Source organism: Pseudoalteromonas sp. SCQQ13 (genome assembly GCF_015864415.1).
Lineage (GTDB): Bacteria > Pseudomonadota > Gammaproteobacteria > Enterobacterales > Alteromonadaceae > Pseudoalteromonas > Pseudoalteromonas nigrifaciens.
Map to the genome: position 1 here is coordinate 84,724 of NZ_JADYXG010000015.1, position 15,107 is coordinate 99,830.

The window sequence follows — 15,107 nt, forward strand, 5'->3', positions numbered from 1 at the left end:
AGCCTTAGTTTTGAGTGAGTGCAACGCCGCTTACTTACTTGTTTAAATGTAGGTGCCGTACAATTTATATGGCACCTACTACCCTTTGTTACTAGTGCGTAAGTTAGCGCTGACGCATAACCCCTTCTTGCATTGTTGAGGCAATTAAGTTGCCTTGGCGGTCAAAAAATTGCCCTCTTACTAACCCTCGACCAGAACTTGCACTTGGGCTGTCAACTGAGTATAAAATCCAATCATCCATTCTAAATGGTCGATGAAACCACATTGCATGGTCAATCGTGGCAACTTGCATATTAGGTTGCATAAAAGACACACCATGCGGCTGCAAAGCAGTTGGTAAAAATTCAAAATCAGACGCGTACGCTAATAAGTAATTATGAATACGTTGATCGTCTGGCATTTCACCGTTAGCTTTAAACCAAATGTGCTTAACTGGCTCCATTGCTTCAGGTTTAAATGGGTTATGAAAGGTCACCGGACGTATTTCTATTGGCATTTCACTAATAAATTGATTGCGTATAGCTGCGGGTATTTGCTCGGCGTTTTCTTTATAAAACTCTAACGATGAACGCAGCTCTTCGGGTAAAGGTACGTCAGGCATAGTCGCCTGATGCGATAATCCTTCTTCAGCTCCTTGAAAAGACGCTGTCATGTAAAAAATAGGCTTACCGTACTGAATAGCACTAACCCGACGAGTGCTAAAGCTTTTACCATCGCGAATAGCTTCTACATCATACACAATAGGCTTCGTGGCATCGCCTGGGCGTAAAAAGTAAGAGTGGAGTGAATGTACAATACGCCCCTCTGGTAGCGTTTCTTTTGCAGCAGATAGCGCTTGGCCCATAACTTGGCCGCCAAATACAGCACCAAAACCTAAATCTTGGCTTTGCCCTCGATACAAACCTTGCTCAATTTCTTCAAGTGTTAACAACGACAATAAATCATCTAATACTTGGCTCATTATTACTTCCTCAATTCTCTAATACCCAAATGATACTATACAATAGAGGGATGTAAATCATTCTACGAGTCCTGATATGGCGTATTGGCTATTTAAAACTGAACCCGATGCATTTTCGATTGACGATCTTAAAAATGCACAAAATCAAACCACACTTTGGGAAGGGGTACGTAATTACCAAGCACGTAACTTTATGCGCGACGAGGTAAAAGTAGGTGACCTCGTAATGATTTACCATTCTAGCTGCAAGCTCGTAGGCGTAGTAGGTATTGCTGTAGTAACAAAAGCAGCTTACCCAGATCCAACTCAGTTTGATTTAAGTAGTGATTATTATGATGCTAAAGCCACCAGCGACAATCCTCGCTGGGTAGTAGTAGAAGTAACTTATCAATCTCATTTAGACTCTCTGGTTAGCTTAAAAGAAATAAAAGCTAACCCTCGCATCACCGACATAGCGCTTAAAAAAGGCGGGCGATTGTCAATAATGCCCGTAACCAAAAGTGATTGGCAAATAATCACCCACATGGCTGAGGAGTAAAATATTTTACTATTTAACCTGAGCCTAGTTATTTAAAAAGCGGTAAATTTAGTTACCGGCTAATTTATAAGTAAAGCAATCCTCTATGCAACAGGTATAACTCTCTGACACTAATACAAAAGTACGTTTGTTTTTCTTATCTATGGTAATTTGCTATAATTCGCCGCTTGTTTTTGTGGAGGAAAAATGAAGTTACTGTATTGGTTAGATGAGTGGTTAACCCTTTCGTGTGATGAGCAGCAAGCCAAACTGCCAATGTCTGGGGGAGATTTACTTGGCGATGTATATGTTAAGTACGACTTTATTGATATTAATAAGCCTCTACTATTTACCTTTTCGCCTGCTGGTACTGATGTGCAGGAGCAAGACCTTCACGCAGACTTCGCGCCCTGGGGTTATCACCTGGCACAAAAACAAAACGTAAATGTGATTGCCTTTCAGCATTTGGGTAAGAGCAACTGGTTTCGTAACCGCAATTTAATTTTTTTTCTGGAACAATTATCCCCACTGCTTACATCTTTTAAGACTCGATTAGGTTATGGCTTAAGCCGTGGCGGCTTTGCGGTTGGTGCTTTTGCAAAATTATTAAAGCTAGATCAGGTATTGCTTTTTCACCCTGTTAGCACTAAAAATAAAAGCTTAGTGCCATGGGACGACCGCTCTAGCACAGATATAGCTCAGCAATATGATTGGGAAGGCAGTTATGCCGATTTAGATTTAGGCAACGCCCAAGGCTATATTATTTACGACCCCACTAATCGTATTGATCGACTACATGCCAAGCGCTATAAGCAACTTAACCATTTACGGGTATTTGGTATGGGTCACGGCACTCACGCCACTTACTTAAACAAGTTTGGTTTTTATAAGCAAGTAGCTGTGGACTTTATGCGCCATCAACAAATTGATATTGCGCAGTTTCGCCTGCAAACTAAAACCTTACGCTTTAAAGAGGACTATTACAAAAGGCTCAATAAAGCGAATAAAAAATCGGCGCATCGCCTAGAATTACTAAGTACTGCACATAATATTTTGATAGACGAAAAAACAGCTCACGTACAGGAGCATCAAGCTAGCATTGATATTCAGCCACTTATTGATGTAGCGCTTAAACATCAAGAGCAGCACCCCGATGATGCCATCCAATTACTCGAAGTCGCCAAGCAATTAGCGCCAAACGACCCTCTTGTGAAGCACAAACTGAAAGAGCTTGAATAGTACTAAAATTTAAACTAGCGGCCTGCAATACCACTACTTCCTATTGCCCAAAAGCCTTATATTTAAGGCTTTTTATTTTGCCTTTTTTTACGCCCATGTTTAGGCACTATGGCTAAATACATAATAAGCCCTAACCACGAAAAAAATACAATGCCAATTAACCAAGCATTTTTTTCGTGGCCTTGAGTACGCTTACTATTGAGTACAATAACCACAGGTAAAATATAGGCAATTAAAAGAATGATTAAAAATATAACTTCGTTCATGCTTTTGCCAAAGCCGGCCAGTCAACCTCACGACTTAATACTCGCTCTACTGCTATGTAGTGCAAAATGTCGCCGGCGCTAATTTTATAATCAAGTGGCGGATTTAAATCCATATTTTGTGCACTTAAATTGTGTGCCACACCAAGTAAAATAGCATCATGCTGATGTTTAAAATGATGAAACAACGTACCAAACTCCATCTCTTTGCTTTGCTCTGGAATGGCTAAGCTAAACTGCGTATCGCCATGTAAAATTGATAGGAGCTCTTCGTGCACTCGGCTCGAACCTGGATCTTGCATTGAACGTACGAGTATTTCTGCCGATTTAACACTGCTGCATTCTACATTTTGGCAATGCTCTAATAGCATATCTACTTTTGTTTCATCTAAAAAATGCGCGCTTATATGGCAATCATCTTTAACTAAACGGCTAATACGCAATGCGGTAGTAAAGGTTTGATCGTCGTCTTGGCCGTCAATAATCACTTTATCGGCGTAGCTTATAGCGACACGTTTTAGCTCCTCTAAATCGGTAAAGCTACTTAACCGCACAAAGTCGACACTTTCGTTACTTAAAAATGGGTGCTCCATTTGCTCAGTTACTGCAAGTAAAATACGCCGTTCGGTACGTTTAGTGTCGGCCAGAATGTAATCAATCATTTTTTTAGTACGGGTATCGTGCCAACCAAAAATAATAATATGGTTGCTACTGTGAGCAAAGTTTTTATCACCAGTCATAGCGCGCCTAATTAAGTAAGTTATTGTTTGCCCTGTTTTGCCTAACAGAACGCCAAATAAAGCTAAACCAAAAGGTATTTGTATTAAAGCCACCACCCAACGCCCTAAATCTGTGGTTGGGCTAAAATCGCCATACCCTACGGTTGAAGTGGTTACCGTGTAATAATAAAAAAAGGTTGTTAGGGAGGTGAGTGCTTGCTCATTTGCTATATATAACAATCCCCATGTTAAAAGCATATGAGTCAAAATAGCCAGTGCCACTGCTTGCCAACTCAACTGATCTATATGAGCCCGTACAAGTAACACTAGCCTTTTAAATATCACCGGCATAATACAAAATCTTAGTTAGTAAATTATCTATAAACAACACGTTACTTTATGCTATTGGTTTAAGCAATATTTTCACTATTCTCATTTAAACATAACGCCCATAAGACTAAATGCAGTTTGCCAATTAATGTTTTTCGTGATTAATTACCCTGCAAATAATACTAACAACAGTCCTAGTTATGCTTAATAAAATAGCCACTCCCTTTACCAAGCTCGTTGAGCGCTACCTGCCTGATCCCTTTATATTTGTAATACTGCTAAGTGTTATTACCTTAGTTATCGCTAGCGTGTTTACTCCAACAACCGGTATTGAGGTACTGCAAGCGTGGGGCGATGGTTTTTGGAACTTACTTAGCTTTGCAATGCAAATGCTGCTGGTGTTAATTACCGGCTATATGTTGGCAAGCACTCCACCTATTAGTAAGTTACTAGAAAAGCTCGCCACCTTTGCTAACACTGCACCAAAAGCAATTATATTAGTAACGCTTATTTCACTACTCGCTAGTTGGCTTAACTGGGGGTTTGGCTTAGTTATTGGCGCGTTATTTGCCAAAGCCATTGCTAAACACACCCGAGTTGATTACCGCTTATTAGTTGCCAGCGCCTACTCAGGTTTTGTAGTGTGGCATGGCGGGTTAGCAGGCTCAATTCCACTGACGATAGCCACCGAAGGGCACTTTTTGCAATCAAGCATGGGGATTATTAGCACTGAGCAAACGCTATTTGCGGGCTTTAATATTGCCATACTAGTAGGGTTATTTATTATTATGCCGCTAGTTAACCGTTACATGCTACCAAGCGCCGAGGAAAGTGTTTACATAGACCCCGCACTATTAAAAAGTACCTCCCCTGCAATAATTAATATTACCAGGCCAGCCCAACACTTAGAGCAAAGTAAATTGCTTGGTATTACAATTGGATTACTGGGGTTAATTTATTTAGGTTATTACTTTTTAGTTGCCGGTGGCGGCTTAAACTTAAATAGCGTAATTGCGTTGTTTTTGTTTTTAGCTATAACCTTACATCAAACACCGCATAACTTACTCAATAGCTTACAGCAGGCAATTCCTAGTGGCGCAGGTATTGTTATTCAATTTCCGTTTTATGCCGGCATTATGGCGGTAATGGTTGATAGTGGCCTAGCACAGCAAATATCAAGCGGTTTTATTGCCATAGCAGATGCAGACAGTTTGCCATTTTTTAGTTTTATAAGTGCCGGGTTAGTTAATATGTTTGTGCCCTCGGGCGGCGGACAATGGGCGGTACAAGCGCCAATTGTAATACCCGCAGCGCAAGCGCTTGGCGCCGACATATCAAGGGTTGCAATGGCAGTAGCTTGGGGCGATGCGTGGACTAACTTAATTCAACCTTTTTGGGCATTACCTGTACTTGCTATAGCAGGCCTAAAAGCCAAAGACATTATGGGATTTTGTGTAGTGCAGCTATTTGTAACTGGGGTATTTATATCCTTAATGTTGAGCTTTTATTAACTGTATAAAAATAATGTATTAAGCAGGACTGCAATTACAGCCCTGCTTTTAAATACGATTAGCTCGATAATATTTTCATTGGCAAGCTTAAAATGGGGTTTTCTGAGTCTGCAAAATGCATCATTACGGCTATATGCCCGGCAACCACCAGCGCATACATCACCGCTGAAAAACCTTGGCCATACTTATCAAGTGGCATTAAATGTGAAGTGTGTCTGCCGCGCCATTCAAATACAATTTCCAGCGCACCAATAAACAAAAAGAACACCAACAACATTAAACCAAAGGTGTAACTTAGCCATAAACCAAACAGTACTCCCAATAAACACACACTTAAACCGACCCATGAGCGCATAGAAAAGCTAATACTTTTTAATACATGGCCACCATCAAGCGGTAAAATAGGCAGTAAATTAAATAAGTTAAGTAAAGCGCTAAGCACAGCAACACCAGCAAATATTTCCATTTCGGTAGCGTAGTACAACACTAAACTTAATACTGACGTTATAAGCCCAAACGCGGGGCCCATTAAAGAAATCACTACATCTTGCCAACGCGTGGTAATTTTATCATCACTTACTGCAAGCCCGCCTACAAACGGAATTAAATAAATGCCTTTGGTTTTAATGCCAAAATATTGCATGGCACGCACATGGCCGTATTCATGCACCACTAAGCAAGCAATAAGCATAAGTGCAAACTCAATACTGAATAACCAGGCATAGCCGGCAACTGACGCTCCCGCTAACACCACCTTAATTACTTTGGCACTTTTAAATAGCTTAAAACCAAGTGCGGCCAATCCTAGCCAGCCTTTTTTAGTTTCACCGCCAGTAGCTGCAGGTAAAGCAAGTTGCGTAGCAAACTCATCGTTTACAAACAACGAAATACTCTGCTCATTTACCAATGAGCTATCAATACCTATTAGTTTGTTATCAAAAGTAAATTGATAATAGTTGTCGCGGGGATTATCAAAAGTAATCGCTTGTTGACTATGAAATATCTGCACAACTTTTTGCCCAGAAACCATTAGTGTAAAAGGCTGATCGGCTAACTTAAGTTCTATTCTTATCATAATTAAAACCGTTTAAAACAATAGCGCTAGTATACCGACTCAGCTAAAAAACACGAGCGAGCATGATTAATAACAACTTTTTATTAGCCGGATAATATACACATTAAAAGAATGACAAACACATGAGAATCTACTACTTTTATAGTAATACACACTATGCATTGAAAGGGATAACAGTGAAAAAAGTAGTGCCTAATATTCTGGTCGTTGATGACTCAAAAGCTATTTTAATTGTAATGGAAGCAATCCTCGCTGAGTTAGATATGTCGGATACCATAACCACTTGCCTAAGTGCTACAAAAGCGCTAGAAAAAGTTAAACGTGACATAAACTATTTTGATGCCATTTTTACCGATTTAAACATGCCTGAAATGGATGGCATGGAGCTAATACGCCATTTAGGAGAGCTAAATTACCAAGGCGCCATTATTATTATTTCTGAAATGGAGCAGAAGGTAATTAGTTTAGCTGCCAACTTAGCCAAGCAGCATAATGCTCACCTTATCGGTAATATTTCTAAGCCCGTACAATTAACTCAAGTAGGCTCCTTGTTAAATAAAGTTGCCTATTTAAATAGCCACACTTTAATAAAAGAACCTGCTATTTCAAAAACAGAGCTTATTAACGCATTAAAAAATGACGAAATAACGCCGTTTTATCAACCTAAAATATGTATTAATACCAGTAAAATAAAAAGTGCTGAAGTATTAGCGCGTATTGTGTCAAATACCGACGGCAGTATAATTTTACCAGCTCGTTTTATTAGCCTTGCTGAGCAACATGATCTAATTAATGAAATTACATTTGCGCTCTTTGAAAAAGCCACCGGTGATTTCGAAAATATAAAAGAACAGCTAGGACAAAATTTAAAACTGGCATTTAACTTATCCCCCATGCAGTTAAACGATCTTAGCTGCCCAAATAAGCTATTGCTTATATTAAAACTTAACCAGCTTAAACCTAGTGATATTATTATTGAGATAACCGAACAACATGCACTTTCAAGCCTAAGCCAATTAGAAACACTAAACCGCCTAAGAATGCATGGTTTTGGTTTATCGCTTGACGATTTTGGCGTTGGCTTTACTAACATGAGCCAGCTTAAAAACTTGCCCTTTACCGAAATAAAAATAGACCGCACACTTATTAGTAATATAGAAACAGATCAGTTTTCTCAAGTTGTTGTAAGCTCCCTCATCGACATTACCAATCAAGAGCATTTAGAACTAGTAGCAGAAGGGGTTGAGCGCCCCGAAGAGCTTGCCTATTTAAGGCATTACAAAACTCGCTTAGCAATACAGGGATTTTTATTTAGTCGTCCTAAATCTAAGAGTGAATTTATAGACTGGGCACAATATTGGATTAAAGTGACAGGAAATACCATTAACTATAAACCCCCAAGCTAATAAGGAGACCTCTTTAGTTGTCTCCTCTAGGGTGTTTATCCTCTTCAGTGACTAAGTTGTTACTATTTGCCAAACGTTTATGCCAACGCTGCTTCGCAACCGCACGCATATTAGTGGACTGATCACGCTCATCTACAATTTCTAAACCCATTAGTGCTTCAATCATGTCCTCAAGCGTAACAATACCCTGTACGTCGCCATACTCATCAACCACTAAACAAATATGCGTGCGGTCTGTTAATAGAGTTTGTAACAACGACGACGCATTTTGCGAACTAGGAACCGTATAGATTGGCTTTACTAGTTTACTAATTTTGTAATCGCTACCTAAGCGATGACATGCCAACATAATATCGTTTTTATGCACAAAGCCGATAATATCGTCAGTGTCTTTATCAAACACTAATATTCGAGAAAACGACGACGAACCATGCAGGTTCAAGTATTCGTTTACGGTTAAGTCTTTATGAACTTTAAAAATAACTGTACGTGGGGTCATCAAATCGCATAATTTGGCATGTCTAAAATGTAATAAGTTACGAATTATTTCAGACTCATCTTGGTGCAGCGCCCCCGACTCAGTGCCTATATCGGCCATGGCTTCTATTTCTTGGCGAATATAATAGGCTTGGTCATGCTTTGGTCCCATTAAATTTGTCAGCTTTTGTGCAAGCCAAACAAAAGGTTTAAGCAATATAACTAAAAAACGTAAACCGTAAGTCACACTTGGGGTAAGTACTCGCCAATAGTTTGCTCCTAACGTTTTAGGTATGATTTCAGAAAACACCAGCACAAATAAAGTCATCACTGCAGAGGCAACCCCTACTGCTGCATCCGAAAATACAATAGCTGCTTGCGCGCCAACTCCAGCGGCTCCGGCGGTATGCGCCACCGTATTAAGCGTTAAAATAGCCGCTAATGGCTGATCAATATTATTTTTTAGTTTTTCGAGCTGCTTAGCTAATACAGGCTGCTTTTTACGCAGTAATGCAACATAACTAGGTGAAATGCTTAACAGCACGGCTTCCATTACTGAGCATAAAAATGAAATAACAATGGCAACGACCATATAAACTATCAGTAATGTCATTTGCTCTCCGCTTAGTTGAATATATGGGCATGATAACAATACATGCTATATTTGGCCAAAGACTCAATAATAATAGGTATAATAATGAAACTTAACGCACTTTGGCGTCATAGCAATAAACTATTTAAACACTCCTTTGCCCTTTTTACTCTTAGCAGCTTAAGTTTTGCCGCGTTTGCAGCACCGCTTGATAAATCTAAAATTCAATTTATTGGTCCACTGGCTGAAAACATGCAATTAAAGCCTTTTCAAACGGCCCAAAGCGATACCATAATTAGTAACTTATTACCCCAGCTACAACTCCCCGTAGCTAACTTTTCGGTGTTTGACAAAAAACACAGCTGGCAGCCATTTAATAAAATAAATGCACTCACTTTAGGCGGCTTACAGGCACTTAAGTTTAATATAGAAACCACGCGTTTTAGCCAAGGTACGTTAACCTTAAAAGGCATTGAACAAGGGCAATTGTTTATAAATGGCGAATTGCAAAAGGCAGACAACAGCAGCTACAAACTCGCCTTAAATAATGGTAGTCATACTGCTATTATTGTTGCGCAACAAGTTGCAAATTGGCACGATGTAATACTCGACTTTGCACCAAAAACACCGAGCGATAATATTACCCTTAGTACTTCACAAACTAAGCGTTTATCGGCAAAACAATTATTTGATGCTCCCACTATTAGCGGCTTATCATTAGCGCCAAACTCAGAGCACTATATTACGACAACGCGCCGCTTTAATGATAAAACACTAAATCAAGCAAACAATGTAACTGAACTTAAAAACACCGACAATCAAACACTGTATCGCTTTGAGGCAGAACAACCAAGCAACCTTATTTGGAGCCCAGACAACCGCTTTTTAGTGTATTTACTAAATGGTGAATTAAAACAACTTAACCGTAAAAATTTATCAATAAAAACCCTCTCTACTCGCTTAGAAGGCGCTAGCGGTTTTACCTTTTATAACGAGCACAGTGTAATATTTAGTTGGTCTAACCCTGCATCTGACAAGGGTAATGACAAACTCACGAAGCATTATAAAGGGTTACAAGATCGCTGGTCATACGCACGTTCAGTAAGCCAAGTTTATATGCTTGATACGCAAAGTGGTTTAATAAAAACACTTAGCCAAGGGCCACTTTCGCATAGCTTTGAAGACTTTAACAATAAGCGCGGTAAACTATTAATGAGCCGCCCTGTAGTCGCTATGCAAGCGTCAACTCACCCAGAAACAGAACTAGTAGAGCTTGATTTAAAATCAAATAAGCTTACTTCTTTGGGTAAATTTAAAACTTTTAATCAGGCCAAGTACGCCAATAAGGACGTGTATGTTGTTGCAGGTCCCGACTTTAAAAATGGGGCAGGTAGAGCATTGCCAAAAGAAATGCTAGCGAATAACTACGACGGTCAACTTTACCTGCTTACAGACGGCGGAAAAAACGTTAAAGCACTCAGTAAACAGTTTGATCCAGCAATTGGAAGACTGAGTGTTTTAAACAATGGCGACGCATTGCTAAAGGTTACTGAGCACGACACCCAACCGCTCTACCTATTTGATTTAAGTAAGCAGCGCTTTAAAAAATTAAATACCGGTTTAGATATTGTTGAGCAGTTTAGCTACTCAAACGAGCGCAACATTGAAATATTACTCAGTGGCACCACTGCTTCTAGTCCACAACAATTAAAGCGATTTAATATAAGTAAAAACACCGCTAAAATAGTCTGGGATTCAAAGCCACTTAGCTATGCAAATACACAAATTCCAACTCTCGAAGAATTTAATTTCACTAATAAAAATGGCGTTGAAATTTCAGGGCGTGTTTATATCCCAAATAACCTTGATAAAACTAAAAAACACCCAGCGCTGGTTTATTACTATGGCGGCACATCGCCAGTGACACGAGGCTTTACTGGACGTTATCCGTTTAATTTATGGGCGGCAAACGGGTATGTGGTTTATGTAATACAGCCAACAGGCGCTACCGGCTTTGGGCAAAAGTTTTCGGCGCAGCACGTTAATGCGTGGGGCAACTACACCAGCGACGATATAATTGCAGGCACGCAGGCACTTTTAAATAAATACAACTATGTAGATAGCGAAAAGGTAGGCAACCTAGGTGCCTCTTACGGTGGTTTTATGACTATGCATTTAGCAACTAAAACCGACTTATTTAGCGCATCGATTTCTCATGCTGGTATTTCTAACCTCACATCTTACTGGGGTGAAGGATGGTGGGGCTACTTATATTCTGGCGAAGCGTCTAAAAACAGCTTTCCGTGGAATAACCCCGAGCTTTATAGTAAACATAGCCCGGTATTTAATGCCGATAAAGTAACCACGCCTATGCTACTCATTCATGGTGACAGTGATACTAACGTACCCGTTGGCGAAAGCTTAACTATGTACACCGCACTTAAATTACTTAATAAAGATGTAGAGTTAATAGAATACAAAGGTGCGAACCATCAAATTATTGCCCGCGACAAACGTTTTGATTGGTGGAATACCATGTTAGCTTATTTTGATAAAAAACTTAAAAATGAGCCACAATGGTGGGATTATCTTTACCCTAACGACTAGTCGCTAAATTGTTTTTAATAATTAAGTGAACTTAGATTAAGATATTTATTCTGAGTACAGCAGGCTAAATAGCACCTTTAATAAAACCCTAAAGGTGCTAAATTTTCTAAACTGTAAACTTATTAACTACTTTTGAAACATTAGCTTACTTAAAAACAATAAACGCCCTTCTCAGCCTTTACTTAATGGTGCTACCATAGAAAACTATAAGCATTAACAATAAAGTATTATGACTATTCATGTTTTATTGGTTGAGGACGACGAATTACTCGTTAAACGCATCCAAAATCATTTTACAAATACCGAGTTTACAATAGAAGTTGACCCTACTGGCGCCGATGCACTGAGCACTATAAGGTCGCGAGTTAATTTGCGCGGTGCTTTTTCATTAGCCATTATTGATATTGTTTTACCAAAGCGCGACGGCTTACAACTTGCAAAAGAGCTAAATACTCTTACCGATATTGGCGTAATTTTATTATCGAGCCGTGATTCACAGGCCGATCGTATTGCTGGCCTTGCCCAAGGCGCAGACGACTACATATGCAAACCCGTAGACTTACTTGAACTAGAGCTGCGCATGCGTGCTTTATATAAACGCATTGCACACTTAAATTCAGACAATGATAAAAACGATGATAACGGCGAAGAGTTTATAGAATATGCCGACTTTAAATTACACCCCGACAACCGCACACTAATTACAGCTACAGGTGCTGAATCGCGCTTAACCGAAGCGGAACATAAAGTACTTATTTGTTTAATTGGTAACGCAGGTAAAGCAACTTCTCGCGAAAAAATATCTGAAGAAATAGGCCAGCCTGATTGGAGCCCAAACGATCGTACTGTGGATGTGTTAATTGGCCGTTTGCGTAAAAAATTAAATGATGAAAAAGATCAAAAGCGCATTGTTACTGTACGCGGTAAAGGTTATATGCTCTCTATTTAGTACTTAGTTAATTGCGCTAGTAAGCGCTCAAAGGCGCGGTAGTTAAGTGCTTCTTTTAGCTCATCTAAGCTAATACGCTCCGCCCCTTTTAAATCACTAATAGTACGCGCTACTTTAATTATTCTATGGTATGAGCGTGGCGATAATGCCAGTTTTTCACTCGCTCTGGCTAAAAACTGCAACTCAGTGGAAGCGAGATCACAATGTATACTCATTTCTTTATTGTTTAACCGCGCATTCACTTTACCTTGGCGTTTTAGCTGCAAATAATAAGCAGCCTCTACTCGCGCTCTTACTACTGCACTGGTTTCTTCGGGTTTGCTACTTTGTAACTCAACACTCGTTAGCCTTGGTAATTCAATTTGTAAGTCAATACGGTCAATAAACGGCCCCGAAACACGCGACAAATAACGCATTACTTGATCAGGCGTTGCCCGCTTATCATTATGGCAACCTGTAGGGCTGGGGTTTAGCGCCGTAATAAGCTGAAACTGCGCCGGAAACTCCATTTGCCTTGCCGCACGCGAAATAGTGACAGTACCAGTTTCCATAGGTTCACGCAGCGAATCGAGCACTTTACGTTCGAACTCTGGCAACTCATCTAAAAAAAGCACGCCATTATGCGCCAATGAAATTTCACCCGGTTTAGGGTTTGACGAGCCACCGACTAATGCAACGGCAGAGCAGGTATGGTGAGGATTGCGAAATGGCCGTTGTCGCCAATTAGTTAAATCAATCGACTGGCCAATAATAGAATAAAGCGCCGCAGTAGCAATTGCTTCATCATCTGACATGGTTGGCATAATGGTTGCCATACGTTGAGCCAGCATTGACTTACCCGTACCAGGGGGTCCTAAAAATAGTAAGTTATGGCCTCCTGCAGCGGCAATTTCGAGTACTCGCTTTGCCCCAGGCTGGCCTTTCACATCACTTAAATCAAGCAAAAAATCAGGAGCTTGCGTGCAATCTGGGTATTGTATATTTAACGGCAGTGGTTGCTGATTAAGTAAATCGCCCCACACTTCTGCAATAGAGCTTACGGCTTTGCGTTTAACCCCGTTAACTAAACTGGCTAAGCTATCATTTGCCAGTGGTAAAAAACAGCAACGGTCCTGCTCTTTAGCAGCAAGCACCGAGGGCAAAATAGCATTTACGCCACGTATCTCACCGTTAAGTGCCAGCTCCCCATAAAACTCATATTTATGAATGTCAGAGCACACTATTTGCCCTGAGGCGACTAAAATACCTACGGCAATAGCAAGATCGAATCGGCCACCGTCTTTTGGTAAATCGGCAGGGGCTAAATTAACAGTAATACGTTGATCGGGAAAACCAAACTTAGAATTTTCAAGTGCGCTACGCACTCTGTCTTTAGATTCTTTAACCGAAGCCTCGGGCAAACCGACAATATGAAAAGCAGGCAAACCATTACCTAAATGCACCTCAACAATCACTTCGGGGGCATTTATGCCCACCTGAGCACGAGAATATATGCGAGCTAACGACATTCCCTATCCTAATAAATACCCTTTAGCTTTAGTTTAGTCGGGATATTTAAAAACGTGTAATACAATACCCCATTTTATGGCTGCAAAACGCAGTAATAGAGTCATCAACATACTCAAAATCATCGCAACTTCAACGATAAGCGAAAAGTTAATACACAAGGTGTACACTATTCCCCCTGCTATACAGGTGGTTGCATAAAGCTCGCCCTTTAACAGCATGGGGATCTCTCGGGCAAGTACATCACGAATTAGGCCACCAAAACATCCAGTAATAACCCCCATAATCACTGCTGTCATATCTGGCATACCGGCAAGCAATGCTTTTTGTGTGCCCATCACGGCAAAAAAAGCTAAACCAAACGCATCGGCAATTTGTAAGTTATAGTGGGGTATGGTTCTTTGCTTATTTATTAGTCGCGTTGTTAGTAGTATTGCAGCTAAAATTGCAGCAAAATAACTTTGGTCGTGCAGCCAAAATACCGGAACATTTAATATCACATCGCGAACAGTTCCTCCGCCGATAGCAGTTACGGTAGCAAGTACAACAACACCAAAGCCATCCATCTTCTTTTCATACGCTACCAAGGTGCCCGATATGGCAAATACTGCAACACCTATTAAATCAAACCAGTGGTAAAGTTCTGTCATGCCTACTCTTGCTAAGATATTTACGTTATTGCTACATAAGCTACGCTAAGTTTAAAAAAATAACTACTTTTAGCACTAATTAAGCTACTAAGTTCCTTTTATATTCAAAACTAGTCTATAAACCCTATGAGTTAAATTAACCTTTATAGCCGTTTATTACTCCTTCCTGATTAGCCAATTGAACGTGGTAAACAGTAAAGCGACGGCTTTTGGGTTGTAAGTCATTCGCCAAACTTTAGACATAAAAAAACACTCTTTAAGAGTGTCTGTTTATTCTTATTTATTTCAGTGGTTGCGGGAGCCAG

General features: G+C 40.0%; 13 protein-coding genes. 6 read left to right on the forward strand and 7 right to left on the reverse strand.

Annotated elements, in window-relative coordinates; genetic code table 11:
* Nucleotides 1–103 precede the first annotated feature (103 nt).
* Complete coding sequence (tesB, locus tag I6F41_RS12980; RefSeq protein WP_011326863.1) at nucleotides 104–961, reverse strand: acyl-CoA thioesterase II; 858 nt, start codon at nucleotides 959–961, stop codon at nucleotides 104–106.
* Nucleotides 962–1,037: 76 nt separating this feature from the next.
* On the opposite strand from tesB, the gene I6F41_RS12985 reads away from it, so the two are divergent.
* Entirely contained in the window at nucleotides 1,038–1,499 is a 462-nt protein-coding gene (locus tag I6F41_RS12985) for an EVE domain-containing protein (protein WP_182684122.1), read from the forward strand.
* A gap of 186 nt (nucleotides 1,500–1,685) precedes the next feature.
* Entirely contained in the window at nucleotides 1,686–2,717 is a 1,032-nt protein-coding gene (locus tag I6F41_RS12990; RefSeq protein WP_011326861.1) for a hypothetical protein, read from the forward strand.
* Between the two features lie 62 nt (nucleotides 2,718–2,779).
* Here the strand turns inward: I6F41_RS12990 and I6F41_RS12995 are convergent, their stop codons facing one another.
* Together I6F41_RS12995 and I6F41_RS13000 are read right to left on the reverse strand one after the other, a co-directional pair.
* The gene (locus tag I6F41_RS12995; RefSeq protein ID WP_011326860.1) at nucleotides 2,780–2,983 is read right to left on the reverse strand and encodes a PLDc N-terminal domain-containing protein; all 204 of its coding nucleotides are present in this window, start codon (nucleotides 2,981–2,983) and stop codon (nucleotides 2,780–2,782) included.
* Nucleotides 2,980–4,050 carry a potassium channel family protein gene (locus I6F41_RS13000; protein ID WP_179807379.1) on the reverse strand — a complete coding sequence of 357 codons (1,071 nt, stop codon included), beginning with the start codon at nucleotides 4,048–4,050 and terminating at the stop codon, nucleotides 2,980–2,982. The genes I6F41_RS12995 and I6F41_RS13000 overlap by 4 nt, the downstream gene beginning before the upstream one ends.
* A 179-nt stretch (nucleotides 4,051–4,229) precedes the next feature.
* Here I6F41_RS13000 and I6F41_RS13005 point away from each other — a divergent pair, with 179 nt between their 5' ends.
* On the forward strand, nucleotides 4,230–5,540 hold the full coding sequence (locus tag I6F41_RS13005) for a short-chain fatty acid transporter (RefSeq protein ID WP_011326858.1): 1,311 nt from the start codon (nucleotides 4,230–4,232) through the stop codon (nucleotides 5,538–5,540).
* Between the two features lie 58 nt (nucleotides 5,541–5,598).
* On the opposite strand, the gene I6F41_RS13010 is transcribed toward I6F41_RS13005, so the two are convergent.
* Complete coding sequence (locus tag I6F41_RS13010; RefSeq protein WP_011326857.1) at nucleotides 5,599–6,615, reverse strand: metalloprotease; 1,017 nt, start codon at nucleotides 6,613–6,615, stop codon at nucleotides 5,599–5,601.
* Between the two features lie 176 nt (nucleotides 6,616–6,791).
* On the opposite strand from I6F41_RS13010, the gene I6F41_RS13015 reads away from it, so the two are divergent.
* The gene (locus I6F41_RS13015; protein WP_197108631.1) at nucleotides 6,792–8,021 is read left to right on the forward strand and encodes an EAL domain-containing response regulator; all 1,230 of its coding nucleotides are present in this window, start codon (nucleotides 6,792–6,794) and stop codon (nucleotides 8,019–8,021) included.
* Between the two features lie 13 nt (nucleotides 8,022–8,034).
* On the opposite strand, the gene I6F41_RS13020 is transcribed toward I6F41_RS13015, so the two are convergent.
* Nucleotides 8,035–9,111 (reverse strand): hemolysin family protein, encoded by a 1,077-nt coding sequence (locus I6F41_RS13020; protein WP_197108632.1) that lies wholly within the window; start codon nucleotides 9,109–9,111, stop codon nucleotides 8,035–8,037.
* An 84-nt stretch (nucleotides 9,112–9,195) separates the two neighbouring features.
* On the opposite strand from I6F41_RS13020, the gene I6F41_RS13025 reads away from it, so the two are divergent.
* Nucleotides 9,196–11,697, forward strand: coding sequence for an alpha/beta hydrolase family protein (locus tag I6F41_RS13025; RefSeq protein ID WP_197108633.1), 2,502 nt, complete (start codon nucleotides 9,196–9,198; stop codon nucleotides 11,695–11,697).
* A gap of 229 nt (nucleotides 11,698–11,926) precedes the next feature.
* A complete protein-coding gene (locus tag I6F41_RS13030; RefSeq protein WP_011326853.1) occupies nucleotides 11,927–12,646 on the forward strand; it encodes a response regulator transcription factor in 720 nt (239 codons plus the stop codon).
* On the opposite strand, the gene I6F41_RS13035 is transcribed toward I6F41_RS13030, so the two are convergent.
* Nucleotides 12,643–14,154: a YifB family Mg chelatase-like AAA ATPase gene (locus I6F41_RS13035; RefSeq protein WP_182684127.1), complete on the reverse strand. Its 1,512-nt coding sequence runs from the start codon at nucleotides 14,152–14,154 to the stop codon at nucleotides 12,643–12,645. The genes I6F41_RS13030 and I6F41_RS13035 overlap by 4 nt on opposite strands.
* A 33-nt stretch (nucleotides 14,155–14,187) precedes the next feature.
* The gene (locus I6F41_RS13040; RefSeq protein ID WP_011326851.1) at nucleotides 14,188–14,802 is read right to left on the reverse strand and encodes a trimeric intracellular cation channel family protein; all 615 of its coding nucleotides are present in this window, start codon (nucleotides 14,800–14,802) and stop codon (nucleotides 14,188–14,190) included.
* Nucleotides 14,803–15,107: the final 305 nt, after the last annotated feature.